This is a genomic window from Akkermansiaceae bacterium (genome assembly GCA_024233115.1).
Taxonomy (GTDB): Bacteria; Verrucomicrobiota; Verrucomicrobiia; order Verrucomicrobiales; family Akkermansiaceae; genus Oceaniferula.
Genome location: JACKQB010000003.1, coordinates 75005 through 97095 on the forward strand (window position 1 = coordinate 75005; position 22091 = coordinate 97095).

Sequence of the window (22091 nt, forward strand, 5' to 3'; positions counted from 1 at the left end):
CCATGTCCCGTCGTATTTTTTACTCATATTTCCAGTTTCTCGCCACAGGCTGCATTATCCTGGCAACATCCTGCACCCCGAGTGTTCCCGGTGCCCGGATCGCTAAAAGCCAGCCCATCAAGCCCTCTGCCGAGGTGGCTAGCAAGGAGTTCGAGCTGGCCACTACATCGGCGGTCAAGATGCCGTGGGTGGACGGCAACCACATTGAAACCCTCGTCAACGGCCATCAGATATACCCCGCGATGCTGGACGCGATCCGCTCCGCAAAAAAAACTGTCACCTTCGAAACCTACGCCTTTGTAAACGGCACGGTCGCTTACAATTTTGTCAATGCCTTCTGTGAACGCGCCCGCGCGGGAGTCAAAGTCCACGTCATTCTGGATGTCATCGGGGGCAAAGACATGGGTAAGGAAAATGTCAAACGGATGCACGCTGCCGGTGTTGACGTCAAGCTCTACCACCCGTTCCGAATCAGCAACCCACTGCAATTCAATATCCGCGATCATCGGAAAATCATGGTGGTCGATGGCAAAGTAGGCTTTTCCGGTGGGTGTGGCATCGGGGACGACTGGAAAGGCAATGCCCATACTTCGGACAATTGGCGTGAAAACCACTACCGGATCACCGGCCCCGTGGTGGCACAGCTCCAGCAGGGGTTCAATGACAACTGGGTCAAGTGTGGCGGCAGACAGCTGGCTGGCCCCGATTATTTTCCACCACTCAGGAGAACCGGCGACATCAGGGCCCAGGCCTTCAACTCGGCTCCGGAGGACCAGCTTTTCACCATCCCCCACCTCTACCGTCAAGCCTTTGCCTCGGCACGAAAAAGCATCATTATCGAGAACTCCTACGTCTACCTGGACCAGCCGATGATGGATGCTATTCTGGACGCCCGCCAACGCGGTGTGCACGTCGAGCTCATCCTGGCGTGGGAACATACGGACTCGTGGCCGGTCCGTTATCTTTCCATCTACCAGTATCACAAGCTGCTCAAGGCCGGTGTGCATATTTACGAATACAAAACGTCGATGATTCACTGCAAGGTCATGGTGATCGACGGGCTCTTCACAGCCATTGGCTCGGCCAACATCGATCCTCGCTCACTCTACATCAATGACGAGTCCAACGTGAATGTCATCAGCAGAAAATTCGCCCGCGAACAGTTGCGTATCATCGAGAGGGACAAATTGCGTTGCCAGCGCATCACCGAGGCGCGCAACCCCTGGAACCCGCTTTCGTTTGTCCCCCGGGCTGCCATCGGGCTCATTGGCCCGCAGATCTGACAGCATCAGCCTGATTGATCTTTTCATTGGAAAATTCGATGGCACATGGCGCCGGCCTTGTGATAGAGTGGGACGCGTATGAAAAATCCCCGGTTTACCATCAACAAGAGCGCCCTGATTGTCATGCTGTTCGTATTTACAGGAGTCCTGATGACCGCCGCCTTCGCACGCTATCAGAAATCGCGCACGCATAACCCATACGCATTACAAAACGGCGATATCGTTTTCCAGGAAACCGGCAGCCAGCAGGCCAAGGCCATCAAAGCCGCCACCAACTCCCGCTGGACCCACGTCGGGCTTGTCTTTTTCCGGGACGGCCAGCCAATGGTTATCGAGGCAGTGCAGCCGGTCCGTATCACCCCTCTCAGCAACTTCATCGCCCGTAATCCCGAGTCGTTTTATGCCATGCGGCTAAAAACAGCGCACCAGCACATCACTCCCGAGGCCATCCGCAAGGCAGAGCATTATTGCAATCAACAACTGGGAAAGAACTACGACAGCTTGTTCCGCTGGTCGGACGAGAAGATCTATTGCTCGGAGCTTGTCTGGAAGGCCTACAAGGAGGCAGCCGGCATCGAGCTTTGCCAGCCGCGCGCATTCCGGTCATACAACCTCAAGCACCCCACGGTGCAGCGTATCGTCAATCAACGTTATGGATCGATGCAGAAGCTTCCGATGGACGAGCTCTGCGTCGCACCATCAGATCTCGCGCAATCCGGTCTGCTCACCGAGGTGCCCAAGCTGGACAGCAAGAAAAGCCGGTAGAATTTCAGCTCGATTTTACCATCGCAATCTGAGCGGATTTCGCTAGTTTCAGCACCTGTGACACCCAGATACCCATCACGATTCCAAAGTAGAACCATTTGGCGAGCGATCACCGGCATCGCTATTCTCATCATCGGCTTGCTCATCGTTGGTCTGATCTGGCTGTGTGGTAATGTTTTCAGCTACTTGCAACCGGTGCTGGTCCCGCTCGCCTTTGCAGGTATCACCGCCTATCTGCTCGATCCCATTGTCAGCTGGCTTCAGAAAAAAGGTCTGTCCCGGCTGAAGGCCGTCATCACCGTCTTTGCCTCCTTCGTGGTATTCCTCACCCTGTTGGGTCTGATCATCATCCCCCCGATCGCCAACCAGATTTCCGATGCCTTCCAGGACAAGGAACAGATCGCCAGCAAGGCGACCTCGGCGATGGAAAACATCAAGGATGCGCCATGGCTTAAACCGGTGGTGGACTACGCCTCGGAAAAGGTAAATCCCGAGACCGGGGCTTCAGTCGTTGTCAAGGACGCCCCCACCCCGCCACCCACCCAACAGGATGAAAACATCGACAAACTGGGCGGCATCGTTTCCGGGGAGCCCGAGTTCCAGTACCGATGGCAATTCATGCTTTCCAAGTACGCAGGCAAGATCATCGGCACCACGACCAGCTGGCTCAGTGAAGGCTCATCAAAAATCCTCAGTATCTTCGGCCTGGTGCTGGGCTTCGCGATGACACCGATCTACCTCTACTATTTCCTCAAGGAAAGCTCGGGAATCAAGGCCCACTGGCATGAGTATGTGCCCCTGAAAGCGTCCCGCTTCAAAAGCGAGGTCGTCGACACCCTTCAGGAAATCAACGGCTACCTGATCTCCTTTTTCCGTGGCCAGATGCTGGTCGCCTTCATCGATGGCATGCTGGTGGGAATCGCCCTGTGGATTTTCCAACTGCCATACGGTCTGTTGATTGGCCTGATCCTCGCCATCCTCGGCGTCATTCCGTTTATCGGCAACATCCTCTGCATGATCCCCGCCTGTATCATCGCCTATGTTCACTTTGGTTATGCCGACAACCAGAATTTCCTCGGCTCCAACCCATGGAGCTACGTCGCAGCCGTGGTTGTTATTTTCTTTGTCGTGCAACAAATCAACTCCCTGGTTACGGCACCCAAGATTGTTGGCGACTCCGTAGGCCTGCACCCGATGACGGTGATCTTCTCCATGCTGTTCTGGTCACTGCTACTTGGCGGCTTCATCGGAGCCCTACTTGCCGTGCCCCTCACCGCTGCCGTCAAGGTTCTTTTCCGGCGTTATGTCTGGGAAAGAAAACTCAACGAGTCCGAGGCCGATGAATCGACGCCATCAGCCGATGATGAGGCTCTTGATGACAAACAAATCGAGTTAGCTTGATATTTTTTTTGGGAACATTGCCGTCACATGACGCTCTCATGGTAACCCAGCGTCCTCCTATTCTATTTTTCCCATGAAATTCCTCATCACCCTCCTTTTTTCCGCAGCTCTTGCTAGCTACACACATGCCCAGTTCGACCCCTTTGCGGGGGACCCGGCAGAAAAAAAAACCGAGGCATCACTCACTTCTGAAGTCAGTGCCACCGCCCCCGGGGAAACGTTCACGGTGGCCATCAGGCTCAAGCATGCTGCGGGCTGGCATGCCTATTACAAAAACCCCGGGGGACCGGGCCTTTCGCTGTCGTTCGACTGGGACCTTCCTGCCGGCTACGAGTTAAAAGCTCTTCACTGGCCTACCCCCCACCTCTACGAGTCGGAGGGCACCCAGTTTTACGTGTACGAAAACGAGTATTTCCTGCTCGCCGATATCACTACCCCCGTCGACGCCAAAACCGGCGACAAGGTCGCGATCAGCGTCACCCCCACATGGCAGCTCTGCAATGATGTCGGCTGTGACCAGCCGCAATCCAAGGAGCTCAGCATCACACTTCCCGTCGGCCAGGAAGCGTCGCTCGATGCCCGACAAAAAGAACTGTTTGCCAAAGCCCGGCAGAGCATGCCGCTCACCCAGTCCCCGTGGGCCATCAAAGTGTTCAAACAAGGAGGGAAATTCATCATCGACCTCACCCCGGACGCAGCGGATGCACCTGAACTCAAGGATGCCGTGTTTATCAGCTCTGACAACCAGACTAACGGAATCAAGCCTCAGCAGTTTGAAAAAACCGACACCGGTTATCAAATCAGTGTCCCCGCCGCCAAGGAAACCGGAAATGGCGACAAGGTTGAATCATTCGACCACCTCTCCGGCATTCTGCACTCCAACACCGGCTGGATCAAGGGCGACCCAGGCAAGGGGCTGGAGTTCCACCAACTCCCGATCGAGAAAAAACCGCTCGAGTCCGCCAGCGCCGGCGCTCTGTTAGGAATCATCGGAGGCATGCTGATAGGAGGATTGATCCTCAATCTGATGCCCTGTGTGTTTCCCGTGATTGGTCTCAAGATCATGGGTTTTGCCCAACAAGCGGGGGAGGACAAAAAAAAGGTAGTGCTGCACGGCATCACCTTCGCCGCCGGGGTCCTGGTCTCATTCTGGGTTCTCGCGGGTTTCCTGCTGTCCCTCAGAAACAAAGCGCTTGAAGGCGCCGGCGAGGACGTGGGCTGGGGCTATCAGCTCCAGAACCCTTACACCGTATTAACCATCCTCATGTTGATGTTCGTGCTCGCACTTAACATGTTCGGGGTCTTTGAAATTGGCACCAGTGCCACAGGTATCGGTGGCAAACTACAGAGCAAACAAGGCCTGCAAGGCTCATTTTTCAGTGGTGTGCTCGCCACCGTGGTCGCCACCCCATGCTCCGCCCCATTCCTGGGCGCCGCCATCGGCGCCGCCTTTGTACTGCCTAACATACAGTTTATGCTGGCATTCACCGCCATGGCACTGGGGCTGGCGTTGCCTTACCTGATCCTTTCCATTTTTCCAAACCTGATCGACAAACTCCCCCGCCCCGGTCCATGGATGGAGAGCTTCAAACAGGGTATGTCTTTCCTCCTGTTCGCCACTGCCGGGTATCTGCTCTGGATTTATGTCGCACAGACCGGACTGGACTTCATGTTCAACATCATCCTGGGACTGAGCCTTGTCGCCATCGCTCTCTGGATATACGGACGATGGAATATGCCGCACCGATCGCAGAAGGTCCGAGGCATCGCCAAGGTAATCGCTGTACTCACCCTTGCGGGAGGACTTTTTATCACTCTGCCACCGGACAAATCCAATCAGCTGCATTGGGAAAAGTGGAGCGCGGCCAAGGTCGAGGAACTCCAGGAAAGCGGCACCCCTGTTTTTGTCGATTTCACAGCCACCTGGTGCGCCACTTGTCAGGTGAATAAAAAGAACGCCTACCCGCCGGAAATCGTGGAGCTGTTCAAGGAATACGGCATCGTGGCACTGAAAGGTGACAAAACAAATCCCAGCCCGGACATTGAAAAAAAACTTCAGGAGCTCGGACGCACCGCCATTCCTGTGAACGTGCTCTATGTCCCCGGCAAGGACGAGCCGATCATCACACCGGAGCTGCTCACGGCAGACTACATCAGGGAACTCATCACCAGCAACTTGGAAAAACCCGTCAAGGAGGAATAAAACCATCACCGCTCACAGCCTCGTCGTTGTCAGCACGCGTTTTTCACCCACGGCCAAAAAACCATCAAAATAAGACTTGCATTAGAACCCGAGTGCCACTAGCTTCCGCCCGCACCCGAAAGGGTAAACCACTTTAATCGCGGGGTGGAGCAGCCAGGTAGCTCGTCAGGCTCATAACCTGAAGGTCGTAGGTTCAAATCCTACCCCCGTAACCAATTTAAAGCCCTGTAAGTCAATGACTTGCGGGGCTTTTTTGTATACGAGGATACACCCCTTCGCCCGAGCACGTTGAGGAAATTAAAAATTGACACTAGGTATCCCCTTAATTAGACTCGTTACTATCTAGTTATGATGACATCTATGAAAAAAATAATGTGGAACGGCGTTGTATGTTTTGGGGTGATGCAAATCGGTTTGCAGGCGGCGATCGTAAGCAATCCAACGGTTACTGGTAGCGCGACAGCCTATAACGGAAGTTACGCAGTGGGTAACTTGTTCGATAATTCGTTTAATGGTGAGTATGCTACCCAGGGAGGTGGAGCGGGCGATGCTTTTAGCACAAATCCATCGAATGGAACCTGGGTGGAGATGAATTTTGGAGGAACGGTGTCGGCTGACCGCTTTGCCTTGGTGACGCGTAAAAACACAAATGATGTTATTGGAGAATCACGGTTAATATTGAGTAACGATAATGTATTTGACGGCACGGATACGATTATAACGATTAATCCGACAGGGAATAATGCATCCGGACCTGAGACAGCGTTTACACAGACGACGTTTCAGTTTGCTCGCTGGGAGGTTACCACCTCCGTTGGGGGATCACAGAATCTTGGTGGGACTGAGATGATCTTTTTGACAACGCCAGCGGGGTCGCAATTAATCAGTACGGTAAACGTGCAGGGAGGCTATGCGGCATATAATGGCAATTATGCTTTGGCAAATGCAGCGAATGGGAATTATGGATATGAATCGATCGGACATGAATATGCCAGTGCTGGTGCGGGAAATAATATGTATGTGGAATTTGATCTTGGCGAACTAACGAAGGTGACAGGGTTTGATCTTTTCCAGCGTGGGAAGAGTGCGGATCAATACACGAGTTTTGATTTGGTATTCAGTGACACGAGTGATTTCAGCAACGAGTTGGAGAGGAAGTCATATACAATTAATGGGCTATCGACGGATGATATGTTTGCGGGAATCGACGCGCAGTATGTGCGATTGGAAGTAACGGGCGGAACTGCGACCAATACGGGAATTGTGGAGATGAATTTTTATAAAGCAGTGCCTGAGGTATCATCGTCTACTTTGTTCGGGTTGGGAGTATTAACGCTGTTGATAAGGCGTTGGAAATGATACGGGAGAGTATTTGTAGTCATAGCAATAGCCTGACACTTGATTGGCATATTGGCCGTCTACAACTATAGTTACATGAATGTACCTCTGCGATGGTTTCATACATTTCCACCTCAAGCTCGCTCAGGTAATCGGTTTCAGCCTCTGTGTAAAGGCTCCGGTCCTCAAGCCGGGTTTCACAGGCTAAAGGGAAGCAACTGGCAAGGCAATGAACTGCATTGTGGGGGGGCACCGCATTGACGTTATCGGGTACCATTCCCCATGGGCGTCTTGCTACCTGGAATAATTGGCATGCCTTGTGCTGAAAAAATAGTATGGAAGAGCATAAAGTTACGCAAATTCGAAATCTGTATGGTAATGATTATCCCGTAAAAGAACCGGGAATGGGTGCGCTTGCGAGCCTACGCAAACTCTGTAAACCGCTGTTCAATTGGCGGTTCAAGTTAGTTACTAAGGAAAAGCAACACGCAGCCCCCCACCACGCGATGGGCCTATACACCTATAAATACGTTAGATTTCATAACGGTGTCATTGTGTTCCCGCCCAACCTGCAACACCGCGACATGAGTGAACTGTGCCCGAGCCTTGGCCGGCCAATATCAGGTGGGTTTGTCTCAAAAAACGAACAAGGCCTGATCGAGTGCCACGGAAGATCAATTTCACTTCGCCTAGGTGCTCAGCCTGACGATACCGAGGTCTTGAACCAACACCTCAGCCGTTAATGCCTTTTTGCATTCATCACATTGATCACTCTTGGCTTGTTTCAATGGGACAGCTTGAAGGATTGTAATATGTTAGTCACGAATGTGTTCCTGGCCAATCGGTCTAGGTTCGACGTTTGGGTTGCGGAATGCCCTGTCAGGCCAAGCGAATCGAACCGCTGTGCGTCCGAGAGGATGGAGACCACATTCGGTTGGTTGGCTCAGCGGCAAAGGAAGAAGTGGCAGGTGTGATGCAGGCAAGGAAACCAGTTGTGCCGACTAAAAAGGAGAGGATTTGCGTTTTTTCCTGGAAAGATCAGTCTGTATTCTCACCAAAGTTATTTGCCGGGAATCCGGTGGCTGGCCGCTTTTAGCTCTTTCAATAAGGCATAGGATGCCGGCGACACGGAGCCATCCTCATACATCTCCAAATTGATTGAGACCGGATAGCGCCCGTGCTTAGCTCTGGTCACAAACTCCATGAGCTGCTCCAAGTTGAATTTGGGTTTGGGGATCGGTGTATTGAGATCGATGTGCCCCCATCTTTTTTCCAGGATAAAACAACCATGGGCCTGCAGTCCTTGCTGAAGCCCTGTGTTAAAAACACCCTCCGTTAGTTGGGTTGGATTAAAACTTTTTTTGCCCTCACCGCCGTAATAATCCTGGTAGTCGGTAATGAGAGGTTTGATCCAGGAATTGTAAGCTACCATCCGTTTGGAATTCCCCGCTCTGGCTGCGGCGGTAATCTCTTTGAATGGAGCCGTTAGAATTCCATCCGCCCCCGAGGTTCCATCGAAATGACAGTTCAGGTATCTGGCACCGCCATCAAACCACCAGCCGTCGAGTTTTTCGCCATAACGTGTTCCTACCTCAGAAAGGATACTCATCACGTTCTTATAGAGTCTGGTCTTATCCGCATCCTGTCCACCGGCAGCTTTGAGCCAATCGGTATCCTGCGAGTGATAACATTCATAGCCGTAATGGTAATAGAAAATCACCTTGATGCCTTTTTCATGGAGACGGTTTGTCATTTCCCCGAGTAAGTCCCGCTTGGTGGTGCGTCCGGCAATGATGGCATCCAACGACTTGACTGGTGCAGAAATATACTGGTTCCCCCAGGTCATCGACCAGATCACATAAGCCGCTCCAGAGTCATCAACGAGTTTGATAAAGCCATCGAGGTCAAAGTCATTGACCTTCGACTCCCAGTCCTTGGTCGGTCCCTTCGGCGGCGTGGCGCGGTTGGTCCATTGGAACATCAGGCCATAGCCAGCGTCCTTGAACCAGTCAGGCTGCTTCCTCATCGCCAGTGCCTCCTTGCGAATGGCCTCCCTGACCGCTGGTTGCGCCAGTTCAATCGCACTCAACAAAAGTCCTTGACTGCGCTTCCCGAATTTATTTTTAGATGCGTCAATCTCCAGCAGGATTTTGTTTTCCCCGGCGACGAGCGGAAGATTACCGAGTTCGAGACGGTGCCACCCTGTTGCCGTCACACTTCCCTTCTGTATCTGACCGTTGCCACTAACCGTTAAGCTCGAACCTTTTCCTTCAACCGAGGCAATCACTCCATACACGCCGTCAGCAGGAGCGTCCACCGTCCATTCCACTCGACTATCCCCCGGCGTTGCCGAGCACCACAAAACCATGTAATTCCTCACCTCCGGCCGGATTCCAGCACTGAGCTTTCCGAGATTGGGCGACAACACCGTGATCCCTGCGGGATCGATTTTCAACGTGGCGGGTTTGGCCAGAGTCACCTTGTTAGCGGTAACCGCGTATGGGTTGACCTCCTTTGTCGCCTCTGATTTAGACATGCTTCTTGTGGCATTCTCCGTTATGCCATCAACCACGGACATCGGGTCTTGCGAACCGCGGGCACATTCTTTGCCTTCGGATTTTTCTCCGGGGAACACACTTGCTTGAGCCGATACACGCGCTTTCTGGACAGGCAAGGCGGAGCTCTTCTTATCACTAACAAGCTCAACAGCAAGCTCCTGAAAAGCGGTGTTCTCGCCGCCGCCGACTGAACTAACAGGTGCAACACTCCATACAACCCATCGGAACGTGCCGAGTGATTTACCTTGGGCGGCGCGAAGTGAGGCCGCAGTAAACGACTTGGAAACAACACCCGAGGTGTCAATGCTGCCGAGTGGTTGGAAACGTGAGCGGTCGTCCAGGTTCCAGCCTGGATCGGTGGTGCAGTTACTCCCATAGAAAGTCACTTTTTGCACACCGCGATTGCCCATTTTATACGACCAGCCAGTGATCGCCACCACAGGCTTGGCTGAGCCAAGGTCCATCCTATAAGCTCCGTTTTTAATACCGTTGGCAAAAACCGTTCCATAATTCTTAGCCAATTTCCCGTCTGTTAACATCGAAGCAGGTTCGTTGCCTGTCTTTTGGTTAGTCGTAATTTGATGGCCTGTCGATGAGGGCAGTGTGAGGTTTTTGAACCCATTCGCTGTATCGGAAGTTTCCACCGCCATGTAGGAATTCCCTGAGACAGGCATCACTTCACTTTTTTGATTTCGAACGGTTTTCACCTTCAATGCGTCTGGTCCTACCTTCGCCAGAGCAGCAAACCATTGACGTAAATTTGTCACCTTGTGTTGGTTTACTCCCTGAATCAGATCATTTTCCTCAAAGCCTAGATGTCTCGCTTCGGAGTCTTCCGGCACCTCTACCAGAGCGATGCCTCCGTCTTCTTTTGACACACCGAAAGCCGAATACTCGCCCCCCTTCAATTCTTGGAGTTTGGCTCCGAGCCAATAGGATTTCATGGGAGCTTTAGCAACAGGTGGTTTCGTTCCGTGGCCCTTACTTTTTTTCGCTGCAAGCACCGGAATTTCCGGCGTTCTGGCAATCGCTTTGAGCGAAGACTTTTTCACGCCAAACTGATCCATCGGAAAATTCTTGAATCCCGTTTTCAACGCGGGCGAGTCTTCTTTCACGCGAAAGTCACCCTTGGTGGGGTTGATAAACATCGGGTCGCCACCAATCGAGTTTTTATCCCAACCCAGCTTTGCAGACGACTTGATGGTCTTCTCATGGTCATGGATGAAAAAATTCCGATCCACCATCGTGCCATCGACGTAGGGTCTCGACATGCGGGCTGGCCGGTGGCCGGTGGCAAAGATATTCGCGTAAACCTGATCTTTGCTGCCATGATACCAGACATGCGGATGCAGACTGCCGAAAGGAGCGACGTTATTCCATGCATGACGACGAAACCCCTCACGCAGTTTTAGACCGGTATTCAGCATCAGGTTGTTGTAGAGATCGTAGTTACTCGACCCGTCATCCAGGTCGATGTCCCAGCCGTGATCACAACGCCAGCGGCTGTCGCGGATCGTCGTGGTCTTGACCGCATCGAGGAACGGAAGTGTTGGATCGGCATCTACCGCTTCCTGGGTAGGCTTGACATCGCTACGCCAATAGCGATCACGCCCCCATGAGTTAAATGAGCCGTGGTCGTGGGTTTCCAAGACGGTATCAAACACATCGCAGCGCTCGATTAGGTGGCCACCCCAGGCACCGTCACCGATGTTGATACCAGCTCGGGCTGTGTCGTAGATCGAGCAGTCACGCACGGTAATTTCCGCAGCCATTTCTATCTGAACGCCCGCCGGCTGGCGCTCTACCCGGCCAATTCCATGAATCAGACAATCTTCAACGATCCCGTGAGACGGATAGTTCTTGGTTTTCGGGCCAGGTGTGCGGTCGATTTTCGAAAGGTCGTTTTTCTGGTCATACTCAAAAAGCGGATTACGTACCGCATTCGGGTCGCCGACAAAGCAGACACCACTGGCTCCCGCATCGTGAATATGGCATCCTTTAACCAAGGTGCGGCGGTTGTAGTTGTTGACAAAAATAGCATTGCCCCCGAGCTGATCAAACTCACAGTCGAGAATGCGAACGTCTTCCGTCCCAGTCAACATGAATGCGCCGCCTCGATAAATGGCCCAATCCGAGCGCAGCAACTGCTCTTTGCAATCCATGAAGGTGCGTGCTGCGTGGCGAACCTTGAACCCCTGGAACACGATATGTTTGACCGCTGCGTTTTCCGAGCCCTGGAACTCGACCAAATGTCTCAGCCGCACCACTTCAACGGTCGCTTTTGAAATATCGGTCCCAGCCTCAGGATTGAAGTAAATCGTCGAGGTCTTTGCGTTATGAAACCACTCTCCGGGGGCATCGAGTTCCTCGAAAATATTTTCCACCATACGGAATTCCTTGTGCATACCCATTTGGCGGTTATTTTGCCAGCCCCCCTCGTAGGTCACATCGCCTTTGGCATCTTTACCCGTGATCCGGTAATGATATCCGCCCCAGCGTGCGCGATGCATCGCGTGAATGTAGCCGCCAGTGGGATCAGACCAGCCTGCTGCGCGCTGTTTGGAAAAAGCGTCTGCAGCATACCCCTGATAGGCCACTGCTTTCTTACTGGCATCGTAGTTCGGGTAACGTGCCATGCGCTGGCTCTTGCCATTGATAAAAAGCTGGTCGATATCCAGACCTTTTGGCGTTGTTGCTTGAAAAATGCCGTCCTTGTATGCCTGCCACTGGAGGTCTAAGCTCGAGCCGCCGCTCAAGACAGCACCACCTTCATTTTCTGCCTTGTAAATAACAGGGTTCGCAGCGCTACCTGAATCCGCTGGAATAAACACCAGGGTTTCCGGCAAATAATAAATCCCATCCGCGATGTGCACGGTGACCGGCTCCTTGCCCACGGATGCCCGGGCCTTGTCGCGCGCCGCAGCAAGCGTGGCTAACGGCTTCGCCGCAGTCCCGGCATTGGCATCGTTTCCCCCCGGATGCACATGAATCTCCATGCCGTGGGTAAAACTTGAAGCAGCTATGAAGCCGCACATCATCGTCACTATCTTGCCTGTCATATTCATGTTGTTTGCCTGGAAATTTTCGAACCAGGATTGGTGTCCGGCATTCTAGCCATCAGACAGCTTTTGTATATCACGTATTCACCTGATACCCCCGGATCGATCATCGCCTTGAGCCCGACATCGGGCAGGCGTCATCCATATCGATGGTAAAGGCAGAGTCATTGTTGTCACAGGGAACTTGTTTTTAGTTTTCTTTGTAAACGGTGACCATGGACTGAAGCATGGAAGTCAAGACCACCTCAAGTGGTGCAACTAATATAATTGCTCAACCGATAATTAAGCCGGTAGTTGAGCGGATACCGCAAAAAAAATCCATCGCCAGAACGCTGGATTAGCTACTTCTTTCTGATATAGATCATCGTGTCATGCGCAACAGGCCACTACTTGCGATTTTAGCCCTGCTGGTGGGGGTTCTCCCTGCACAGTCCGAGGCTGAGGCCCCCTCGCTCGGTGATCTAAAGCTCTCCCAGCTCGAACAGAGGCTGGAGGAAATTGATGCCGAGCTTGGCCGGTTGGCTACAATCAGCCTGCGTAGTGGCATCGGCTCCATCGGCCATCGCTCGCGCAATCACACATCAAATGATCACGTTGAATGGGTTGAGATTGAATTCGACAAGGAGTATCAGCTTGATGAAATCGTTCTCGTGCCGACGCTTTGGCGCGATTCAGAAAAGGGGTTTCAGGCGGATGGATTCCCCGACAAGTTCCGAATCATCGTCGGCAAGTCGAACGACAAAACCGGCACCGTGCTGGGTGAATATGGCTCTACGCCTGATTCATTCCAAAGCATAGCACCTTACACCATCGCGGGGCAAGGTGTTCATGCCTCATGGATCAGGGTCGAAGCAACCCATCTTTCCCAACGGGCATTTGACAAAAGGCATGTCTTCCAGCTAGCTGAAGTGTTCATTTTCAGTGGCGAAAAAAATATTGCACTGCGCCAGCCGGTCAAGGTCTCTTCGACGCACCCTGAACCCGATGGCAGTGCATGGAATCCCCGCTTTCTGGTGGATGGCCACACCCCTTACCTGATGAACGCCGCTCAAGGACTGCAAAGCCTGGCCTACATCAGCCGGCATGGCCAGTCTCCGGTCCTGACGTTCGACTTGGAAGCCGAAGTCACGCTCTCCCGGCTCCATCTGCACGCGCTGGAGCAGAGTGATACGGTTCCCCAGGCTGCCCGATTTTTCCGATGCCGTGGTACTGCTTGAAACGCAAACCGAAAACATCAACGGCACCGGGCCGATCATGATGTGGAATATCCCTGAGACCACCTGCCGCTACATCCGGCTGTTCGAAGTGAACCCCTCAGACACCTTCCGGATAGGATTCGCCGAGATCGAACTTTTTTCAAACGATCACAATATCGCACTCGGAAAACTTGCAGGCAGTACCGGCAACCCGTCCCCACGCCGCCCCCTTGGTTCATTGACCGATGGTCGCAATCTTTATGGAGAAATCCTGCCGATCAGATCATGGCTGAACCAGCTCGCCCGCCGCCAAACTTTGGAAGCCGAACGTCCCTTGGTGATGCAGGAACTGACGCATCGCTATACCAGACAAAAAACCAATCTCCGGCGGATCAGCTGGCTCGCCGGCATATCGCTTATTGGTACTGTGGTCGTTATCTGGCTCGAACACATCGCCCGTCAGCGAGCGATTTCCAGAACACGCGAGCGTATCGCCGCCAACCTTCATGACGAGCTGGGCGCCAACCTACACGCCATCGGATTACTCGGTGACTTTGCCAAAAAAATCGTGCTGCGTGAAAACACCGGCAACGAGTGGGCAGAGCTGAACGAAGTGATCGATGAAATCCGCACACTGACCGAGGAATCAGGCGCGACCTCACGCTACTGTACCAACATGCTGGAAACCAAGGAAATCCATGCCCATCTGGTCGAAGAAATGAAGCACACGACCAGTCGACTGCTTGCCGACCTGGAACATGAAACCACGTTTCCCCCTGAGGAAAACAGCCTGCACCAGCTCAAGCCGCGCCGACGCATCGATCTCTACCTGTTTTACAAGGAATGCCTCATCAACATCCTCCGTCATTCCGGTGCCACCCATGTTTCGGCTGCACTCACCGCCAATGAAGATGCCATCACTCTCATCATCTGTGATAACGGCCAAGGCCTCAAAGAAAATAAAGTGCCTGAGTCACTGCGTCGACGTGCGCGCATGCTGGGGGCGAGCGTTTCCGCAGAAACCCTTGCCCCAGGGGGAACAAGGGTTACCCTCAGTCTCAGCCCCCGCAGACGATTACCATTCGGTCGAAACTGACCACCGGTAGCCAACAGCCCATATCATGAACGGTCCCATCAATATCATGTTGATCGAAGACAACCCTGCTTACCGCAAGGTGATCAGCCGAACGCTCGGCTGTGAGACCGACATCACGCTAGGCAGCCAATTCGGCACGGCGGAAATTGCATTGCGCTTCCTCCAGAGGGCCAGGCCCCATGAGACCCCCGCACTCGTTCTACTCGATTTGAACCTCCCCGGCATGAGCGGTCTGGATGCCCTGCCGTGGATCCAGGAATATGCGCCGAAAGCAAAAGTCATCATCCTCACCCAATCCAATCAGGAGGCTGATATCATCACGGCGATTACGCTGGGTGCGGACGGCTACCTACTTAAAAGCAACACCCTGGATCAACTTACGCATGGAATCCACAACGTGATGAATGGCGGGGCATCGCTCGACCCCACTGTCGCCAAATTTCTTGTGGCCACCTTACAAAAGAACACACCGACAACGATTGGGAAAAACCCACTCAGTCAAAGAGAAATGGAAGTGCTGCTCCTGATCAGCCAAGGGCTGCAGAAAAAGGAAATAGGAGATCGACTCGATATCAGCCACCGGACGGTTGCGGCCCACGTCGAAAAAATATATGAGAAACTCAAGGTGAAGAATGCACCCTCAGCGGTGAACAAGGCTCATCAACTCGGGATTTTCCCACCCGATCGTCAGACTTGAAACAAGCGCCTAACCACTTCACTTGTTGCCGTTTCTTTTTCCCTTCTTCACTTTTCCTTTTTGGTTTCCTTTTTCATTCTTCCAGAGACGGATCTCATCGATATCATTCCTGGATTTCTCACCTTGGACGCCTTTGGTGCTTCGACCGCTGAACACATCGGCTTCGAGCTGCGCTAACAAGCGGGCCGCGACTTCTGGGTTCGTCTCGTAGAGATTCTTGGTTTCCCCCGGATCCTTCTCCATGTCATAGAGCTGTGCCTTGGGAGCATCTTCGGGAAGTTGGTTTTCTTTGGGTCCCGTCCACCCGGCTGAACCTCTGGCCAGGAGCAGTTTCCATTTTCCCTGGCGGTAGGCAAAGTGACCTGAGATCGAGTGGTGAATGACACCTGCACGGGTCGACACTATCGGTTTTCCAGACAAGGCAGGCAGGAAACTGACGCTGTCTTCCGCACTGTTTGCCGGCAATGCCATACCGGTGATATCGGCAGCCGTGGCAAAGAAATCTGTTAGGCAAATCAACTGGTCGCTGGTCGAGCCGGCTGCGACATGCTCAGGCCAACGTACGATGAAAGGCACGCGGTGCCCACCATCCCACAAGTCCGCCTTCGAACCACGAAAACCAGCGCTCACCCGATGCCCTTGTTTCTTCAGACTGGGTATATCCGCTGCTTTGGAACAGCCGTTGTCGCTGCTAAAAATGACCAGGGTATTTGCCGCCAAACCATGTTTGTCCAATGCCGCCATGATCTGCCCGACACCATCATCGGTTTGCATCACGAAATCGCCGTAGAGCCCGAGACCGCTTTTACCGACCCATTCAGGTGAAGGCACAATCGGCATATGCGGTGAGCCGAAAGGCACATAGAGGAAAAACGGTGTCTCCTTTTGGCTCGCCCGTGTTTCGATGTACTCAACCGCTTTACGGGTAATCCGTGGCAGCATGTTAACTTCCTCCTCGTGCGCGATCACGGTATCGTTCTCGATCACCCCCTTCATGTCACCGGCATGGTGGAAGCCGTGGAAATAATCAAAACCACGGGCAATCGGGCCATCCGGAATCTTACTGCCAACCGGAGCGAGCGACTTGCCTCCTTTGCGTTGCAGCACTGCGCCAGTGGCCGCATCGGTATACTGGAAGTTCAGATGCCATTTGCCAATGATACCCGTGTGGTATCCCTGTGCTTTGAGGAAACCCGCCACCGTTGGGCGGCCCTCAGCGATAAGATTCGGCTTAAAGCCCTGCACGACACCGCGCTGGAGCGTTGTCCTCCAGCTGTAACGCCCGGTCATCAACCCGTAACGCGTAGGCGTGCAAACCGCGGAGCCGGAGTGCGCATCCTTGAAAACCATCCCTTGCGCAGCCAGCTTGTCGACCGAGGGGGTTTTGATTTTGCCATGCTCGGGATTGAGCGCCTGAATATCCCCGTAACCGAGATCATCACACAGGATGAACACGATGTTGGGTTGCTCACCGCCAAACGATGACAGGGGAAGAAACACAGCCAGGGCGTATGTCAAGATGCTGGGGGGGAGGTTTCGCTTTTTCATCGGTTGAACGGTTAGAGTGTCACTACTTTGCTGCTGCCACATCGGTGTATTGCATGAAACCATTTGCATCGACCAGCATAAAACAGTAGCCAGCGATATTGGCTGGGATCACCGCGCTCACACTGGAACCATCTTCGCTCACCGTGGCGGGAAAGCGCATTCCGGGGATAAACTCCGCCGTGACCGCATCTTTGCTACCGCGCCTTTTTTTCTTTTTGTCAGCTGATGGAGCCTCGCAGTAAATCACATAGGCTTGACGAATCATCGGACCGTCCGGTTTGATCGCGAGTTCCGCCTTGCGCGTTGATACCTTGAACGATTGCTCGCTAAGCGTCGCAGCAGGTTTTTTGTTTTTTTCATAGTTTGGGTTCAGGTAGGGAAGCTCCGCATGATTGGCGACCAGTTCGGCCTCGAGGGTCTTGCTAAGACGTGCTACCACAGCGGCGAATTCCGGTTTTTTGGACAGCTCATTCACCTCTTCGAAGTCGAGCCGTTTGCCGTCCTGATAGAGGCGATAAAGCTCGTATTCGCCGGACTCGTAACGTTTGTAGAGCTTGAAGTCTCCACTACGGATCGCGGATGTCATGATCGGTTTGTGCGGGTAGTGCCAGAAAAGGTATTCCCGCTCTTTGCCCTTGTTATCAAGCACCTGGGTGCTCTTGCCGCGTAATACGGGTGAGATGTCCAGGCCACTGAGTTTTGCCGCGTCCTCGGCGGCGATTTTGGCACCGGTCAATGACAGGAATGTCGGGAAGAAATCGAGCTGGTTGATCATGCCGTCAAACTGGCTACCGGCAGCAATGCCCGGACCTGCGATCACGAGAGGAACCCGAATACCGCCGTCTTCGGCATAGGTTTTGCCATATTTCAGCGGCGCATTGTCCGAGATCACTTCTTTACCATGCTTCTCGGCACCGCCGTTGTCGGAGCTAAAGAAATTATAGGTCGTTTCGATCAGCTTCTTACCAGGGCTGCGTGGGTCATCGGTTTTCTTCAGGAAATCGACCACGCGTCCGAGGCTCCAGTCGACGCTGGTCACCATCGCGGCGAAGTAGGGGTTCTGCTGGCCCGGCAGGCTCATATCGCCCGGCTTCGGCGGGAAAGGCTGTGCGAATTTATCGCAGTAATACTCAAGCAGCTCACCATTACGCGTCAGCACCGGCCAGTGGACCATCCAGTGGCAGAGATCGAGGAAAAACGGCTTGTCGTTGCTTTCCGCCATGAACTTGATGGCGGATTCCGTGACCTCGTCATACGGATAGGAAATACCCTCCGGCTTTTTCTCGCTGAATGGAGCATACTTTTCCTTGCTGAGGGGATACTTGGGATCTTTCGCGGTCGCAAAACCCTTGGTGCGATCCGGCATGCCGCGGTGCATTCCCCGGTCCTCGTTGACAACCTCAAAGCCATAACTCGCCGATGAAAGTCCGGCGTGCCATTTACCGCAGTGCCCGGTGCGGTAGCCATTCGCCTTCAGAGCATCGGCACTGGTCAGCAAATGACGATCCAGCTGTGCCTCCAGGTAAGGCGCAATCAGACGCTCGGTTTTCCTGGCATCTTTCCTGTCGTCCAGCGTGACATGGGTGAACCGTGTTTTAGCGGGGTGCTGTCCGCAATTAATCGCCGCACGTGATGGCGAACAGGTAGGTGCCGGTGAATAAGCCTGGGTGAAATTCATTCCGGATGCGGCGAGCTTGATGATGTTAGGTGTCTCGTAAGGACATGGCTTGTCCACGTCATTAAGCTGCACGTCCTGCCAACCGAGGTCATCGACATAAAAAATGATGATGTTTGGTGGCTGGTTTTTAGCGAAGACTGGCTGAGCGACAAGCAGACAAACGGCCAGACCAAGGAGGGAGGGCCATGTGGCGCGTTGTGATAACATGACGTGTAAAACAAGTTGGATAAGTGATTGTTGCATAAAATATATTGTTTGTTGGGTTTGTTGGATCCAGGTATGTGAGTGCAATCATGATCGTATCCTGACCACCTGATAAGGCCATGGGAATACTACACCCTTGGTAGGAAGATGCCCATCGGTCGTACAACCGATCCAAGGACGAAAAACCTCTTTCCGGAAGAATCCAGAGAGAGGTTTGAAAAAGTTCGAGTGATGCCCGGTTTACTTGCGGCGACGCAGGATAAGAGCAAGACCTCCCAGTCCGAGGAGCGCCGTTGAGGATGGCTCGGGGACAGGCACCGTGTTAAACTGCGGGGACAGGCACCGTGTTAAACCGCATGTCCAAATCGCGAAGGCGGATGGTGTTTCCATTGCCTGTGCCACCGGATGTAAAGTATAGCTGCGCACTGCTACCGAGAGCAGAGATGTCAAGCTCACCAGCTCCAGTACTTGAAACCGTCGACTGACCTGTCAATGCTCCTCCAACATAGGTGTCAAAGGTGGTGCTATCGACATCAACTCTGCGAAGACCTGTAAAACCGGCAAACGCCACTGTGGTTCCATCCGCTTCGCCAGACGTATAGCTTATGTTTTGCACCAAAAGAGAGAGTGTGTCGCCAGAGTCAAAAGTATTGTCTCCCCAGTTTAGGCCCCCGCTTTGCGGAGTCGCAGCTGTCCCCAGAGTCAAAGTGCCTGCAGAAAAGGTTGAACCTGTATAATAATCATAAACGACGTCGAAAGTCAGTGTGTCATCCGTGCCACCACCATCAAAATCGGTAGTCGTTGCGTATACTGTGTTTATATGTCTACTATCAAAGCCTGTATACCCGTCGTTCAACCAATGGTCTTGTGAACAGCCTCCTGCGTGAAGACAGACTCGAGTTGAGTCGTTTATACCAGGGCGATGTTTGAACGAGTTTCATGGTCTTGGATATTCCCGTAGCAAAGGGGGTGTACCCTGTTCGTGGAGTAAAAGGCTATCATTGTCGTTTTTCCCGCTTCCGCCTAGCCCGTCAATGAGCCAGCAAATCCCTATTGCTGCAGGGACGGATCGACCTTGGCGGGATCGATGGGGAATTTTTCCAGAACCACCCGGCCGTCCAAATAGAGGCAAGGCAGTTGTTTATCCTTGGTGAAATAAGGGCCCGTTCTGGGCGCATCCGGTAGTTCCAGATAGGCAGAGTCGCCGACCTGGGCGCTATTAAATTTGCTGAAACCAGACACGCAGTAAATGGTATTGGCTGCATCATACTGATTCATCCGGGGGAATTTGCCATCTACGATTTTAAACTCTTCATTGACAGCAACTGTCCAGCGGGTGCTGTCTGGCTTGTCGCTCAGCTCCTTCGGGAGATGAGGATGGTGAAGGGGATAAATGACAGCTGCGACATCGTCGAATACAAGCCGCTTTCTAGCTTCTGCAAGAGTGGCGGCCGAGTAGGCTGCGACTCGCCAGACATGATTTTTATCTTCGACCCCAAATTCCGGCATGTCCTGGTTGCCCAAGCCATTCACCCGATGATGGTTTTCCACGGCGTAATTTTCGTTGGCAATACCTACCTGCCGCATGTTTGCGACTGTTTGCGTAACTCCTGCTTTGTAGCGCATCGACATAAGCGCAGGAAAACCCAAGGCAGCAAGAGCCGCGATGATGGCGATGACGACCAGCAACTCGACGAGGGTGAACCCCGTGGACGAACATCTAACAGCATTACTTTTTCTCATATTGAAAAAAGGGTAGCCTGATTGCCACTGGCTGCCTATTGGTCATTTAACCGATACCCGTATCAAGCCAGGCAAATCCAGCCAGTATCCGGGGACCATCAAATCCCGCAGCAGAAAATCAGCTGCGGGAAATGGGATGCATCGATGCGTTAACGCTGGTCGCGGTGATAGACGGGGACCCAGGGGCGCAACGGGCGCGCCACAGCACTGTTGTTCGTCTCGTGGCTCTCGGTGATCTCGTTGCGCAGGTCGGCGATGGCTGTGATGACTCCCCCACCCTGCGGGGTTATATGGAGACGCCCACCGTCACGCTTCGGAATGGAGACGCCCTCTCCCGCCCTCCACCAGAGCCAGCTTCCCTGGGCGGGAGAGGTGCTGCGCCCACGAATGTCCGGGGTCAGCTCGATCGACTCACCGGCAGCTAGGGCGCGTACCGGCAGGTCGATTCTTCCGCAATGCTGTCGGGCAGAGCCAGTTGAAAGCTCCGATTCGATCAGCACACGCAGCATACTGGCGGCGGCACGGGTGGTGCCCCTGTTTGCCACACGGACACGCACCCTGCCCGGGCCGGGTTGTGACAAGCCGTCGAGTCGCAAATAGTCGATTCGAACATACTCGACCACAAGGTCAGGCAAGCCGGAGGCAGCCCGCTCGTCCCGTCGTCTCTGCTCTGCATCCCTCTGCTGGCGCAGGCGGGCGTCCGGTGTGGCCGGGTTGCCGGTACCTCCCGGTGCCGCGCGACGTACGGCGAAGGAAACGGTTTTCAGGTGGTTGGCAGGATTGGAATCGTGCCAGAAGACATCTGTGAAAAGGCGGCCACGACGGGCGGGGTCTGTCAGGAACACACGGGTCGAGAAAATCGTGCCGCCGTTGCTTGTATTCCCCGCTGTGGCCCGGAGCGTAATGCGCAGGTTGGCGCTCTGCCCGGGCCGGATCGTCACAGCTGGCCCCGGAACCACGGCACCCCCTACTTGAGACTCGTATGCCGCCGCCACGGAAGCAGCTTCAAGCCCCCGGTTTTTCACCGCGACATTGACGACAAACGGAGTGTCGAGCGTCATAATCGCAGGTGCCCTGAGCGCACGGACGCTCTCAATAGCGAGGTCGGGTGCCGACCAGGCGGATAATGCCGTCAACCCGGCAATCGCCATCATGGCGATGCCGCGGGTGTGTGTGTGGATGTATGGTGTCTTCATTTTCCTGGGTTGTTTGTTGTTGTGGGTTGCGGGAAAAACAAGCTTCCCGGCACCCCTATGACGACTGCCCGGGCGGATTATGCACTCACATTCACCCCGCCCTGGTACGATAGCCCTGACCTGGTC

The 22091-nt window shown here is 53.6% G+C and carries 15 protein-coding genes, 1 tRNA gene and 1 pseudogene; 10 read left to right on the top strand and 7 right to left on the bottom strand.

All coding sequences use genetic code 11. From position 1 onward, the window contains the following. Positions 1 to 2 precede the first annotated feature (2 nt). From H7A51_08245 to H7A51_08275, 7 genes are all read left to right on the top strand, one after another. Positions 3 to 1283, top strand: coding sequence for a cardiolipin synthase B (locus H7A51_08245; protein ID MCP5536209.1), 1281 nt, complete (start codon positions 3 to 5; stop codon positions 1281 to 1283). Positions 1284 to 1361: 78 nt separating this feature from the next. Next, positions 1362 to 2048, top strand: a complete 687-nt coding sequence (locus tag H7A51_08250; GenBank protein ID MCP5536210.1) for a peptidoglycan peptidase — start codon at positions 1362 to 1364, stop codon at positions 2046 to 2048. A 57-nt stretch (positions 2049 to 2105) separates the two neighbouring features. After that, positions 2106 to 3449: an AI-2E family transporter gene (locus tag H7A51_08255; protein ID MCP5536211.1), complete on the top strand. Its 1344-nt coding sequence runs from the start codon at positions 2106 to 2108 to the stop codon at positions 3447 to 3449. Positions 3450 to 3522: 73 nt separating this feature from the next. Further along, on the top strand, positions 3523 to 5652 hold the full coding sequence (locus tag H7A51_08260) for a thioredoxin family protein (protein ID MCP5536212.1): 2130 nt from the start codon (positions 3523 to 3525) through the stop codon (positions 5650 to 5652). Between the two features lie 138 nt (positions 5653 to 5790). Continuing rightward, positions 5791 to 5867, top strand: a tRNA-Met gene (locus tag H7A51_08265). A 145-nt stretch (positions 5868 to 6012) separates the two neighbouring features. Beyond that, a complete protein-coding gene (locus H7A51_08270) occupies positions 6013 to 7011 on the top strand; it encodes a discoidin domain-containing protein (GenBank protein MCP5536213.1) in 999 nt (332 codons plus the stop codon). A gap of 314 nt (positions 7012 to 7325) precedes the next feature. Continuing rightward, complete coding sequence (locus H7A51_08275; protein ID MCP5536214.1) at positions 7326 to 7733, top strand: hypothetical protein; 408 nt, start codon at positions 7326 to 7328, stop codon at positions 7731 to 7733. Positions 7734 to 8050: 317 nt separating this feature from the next. Here H7A51_08275 and H7A51_08280 read toward each other — a convergent pair whose 3' ends face one another. Continuing rightward, the gene (locus tag H7A51_08280; GenBank protein ID MCP5536215.1) at positions 8051 to 12607 is read right to left on the bottom strand and encodes a right-handed parallel beta-helix repeat-containing protein; all 4557 of its coding nucleotides are present in this window, start codon (positions 12605 to 12607) and stop codon (positions 8051 to 8053) included. A 371-nt stretch (positions 12608 to 12978) separates the two neighbouring features. Here H7A51_08280 and H7A51_08285 point away from each other — a divergent pair, with 371 nt between their 5' ends. Genes H7A51_08285 through H7A51_08295 form a run of 3 tightly spaced genes read left to right on the top strand, consistent with a single transcriptional unit; the run spans position 12979 to position 15596 of the window. After that, positions 12979 to 13824 carry a hypothetical protein gene (locus tag H7A51_08285; protein ID MCP5536216.1) on the top strand — a complete coding sequence of 282 codons (846 nt, stop codon included), beginning with the start codon at positions 12979 to 12981 and terminating at the stop codon, positions 13822 to 13824. After that, entirely contained in the window at positions 13811 to 14899 is a 1089-nt protein-coding gene (locus H7A51_08290) for a hypothetical protein (protein ID MCP5536217.1), read from the top strand. Before H7A51_08285 ends, H7A51_08290 begins: the two co-directional genes overlap by 14 nt. Before the next feature lie 25 nt (positions 14900 to 14924). Beyond that, positions 14925 to 15596 (top strand): response regulator transcription factor, encoded by a 672-nt coding sequence (locus tag H7A51_08295; GenBank protein MCP5536218.1) that lies wholly within the window; start codon positions 14925 to 14927, stop codon positions 15594 to 15596. Between the two features lie 18 nt (positions 15597 to 15614). Here H7A51_08295 and H7A51_08300 read toward each other — a convergent pair whose 3' ends face one another. From H7A51_08300 to H7A51_08325, 6 genes and pseudogenes are all read right to left on the bottom strand, one after another. Then, a complete protein-coding gene (locus H7A51_08300; protein MCP5536219.1) occupies positions 15615 to 17144 on the bottom strand; it encodes an arylsulfatase in 1530 nt (509 codons plus the stop codon). Positions 17145 to 17166: 22 nt separating this feature from the next. Continuing rightward, positions 17167 to 19029 carry a sulfatase gene (locus tag H7A51_08305; GenBank protein ID MCP5536220.1) on the bottom strand — a complete coding sequence of 621 codons (1863 nt, stop codon included), beginning with the start codon at positions 19027 to 19029 and terminating at the stop codon, positions 17167 to 17169. 237 nt (positions 19030 to 19266) lie between these two features. Next, positions 19267 to 19350, bottom strand: a pseudogene (locus H7A51_08310) (PEP-CTERM sorting domain-containing protein). Continuing rightward, positions 19349 to 19882, bottom strand: coding sequence for a hypothetical protein (locus tag H7A51_08315; GenBank protein MCP5536221.1), 534 nt, complete (start codon positions 19880 to 19882; stop codon positions 19349 to 19351). The pseudogene H7A51_08310 and the gene H7A51_08315 overlap by 2 nt, the downstream one beginning before the upstream one ends. A gap of 194 nt (positions 19883 to 20076) precedes the next feature. After that, a complete protein-coding gene (locus H7A51_08320) occupies positions 20077 to 20769 on the bottom strand; it encodes a prepilin-type N-terminal cleavage/methylation domain-containing protein (GenBank protein ID MCP5536222.1) in 693 nt (230 codons plus the stop codon). A gap of 149 nt (positions 20770 to 20918) precedes the next feature. Next, on the bottom strand, positions 20919 to 21965 hold the full coding sequence (locus H7A51_08325; GenBank protein ID MCP5536223.1) for a hypothetical protein: 1047 nt from the start codon (positions 21963 to 21965) through the stop codon (positions 20919 to 20921). Between the last annotated feature and the right edge of the window lie 126 nt (positions 21966 to 22091).

Coding starts and splice junctions, on each gene's coding strand:
- H7A51_08260 (MCP5536212.1), top strand. CDS start 3,523: ATGAAATTCCTCATCACCCTCCTTTTTTCCGCAGCTCTTGCTAGCTAC.
- H7A51_08300 (MCP5536219.1), bottom strand. CDS start 17,144: ATGAAAAAGCGAAACCTCCCCCCCAGCATCTTGACATACGCCCTGGCT.
- H7A51_08245 (MCP5536209.1), top strand. CDS start 3: ATGTCCCGTCGTATTTTTTACTCATATTTCCAGTTTCTCGCCACAGGC.
- H7A51_08295 (MCP5536218.1), top strand. CDS start 14,925: ATGAACGGTCCCATCAATATCATGTTGATCGAAGACAACCCTGCTTAC.
- H7A51_08250 (MCP5536210.1), top strand. CDS start 1,362: ATGAAAAATCCCCGGTTTACCATCAACAAGAGCGCCCTGATTGTCATG.
- H7A51_08280 (MCP5536215.1), bottom strand. CDS start 12,607: ATGACAGGCAAGATAGTGACGATGATGTGCGGCTTCATAGCTGCTTCA.
- H7A51_08275 (MCP5536214.1), top strand. CDS start 7,326: ATGGAAGAGCATAAAGTTACGCAAATTCGAAATCTGTATGGTAATGAT.
- H7A51_08320 (MCP5536222.1), bottom strand. CDS start 20,769: ATGAGAAAAAGTAATGCTGTTAGATGTTCGTCCACGGGGTTCACCCTC.
- H7A51_08285 (MCP5536216.1), top strand. CDS start 12,979: ATGCGCAACAGGCCACTACTTGCGATTTTAGCCCTGCTGGTGGGGGTT.
- H7A51_08270 (MCP5536213.1), top strand. CDS start 6,013: ATGAAAAAAATAATGTGGAACGGCGTTGTATGTTTTGGGGTGATGCAA.
- H7A51_08325 (MCP5536223.1), bottom strand. CDS start 21,965: ATGAAGACACCATACATCCACACACACACCCGCGGCATCGCCATGATG.
- H7A51_08305 (MCP5536220.1), bottom strand. CDS start 19,029: ATGTTATCACAACGCGCCACATGGCCCTCCCTCCTTGGTCTGGCCGTT.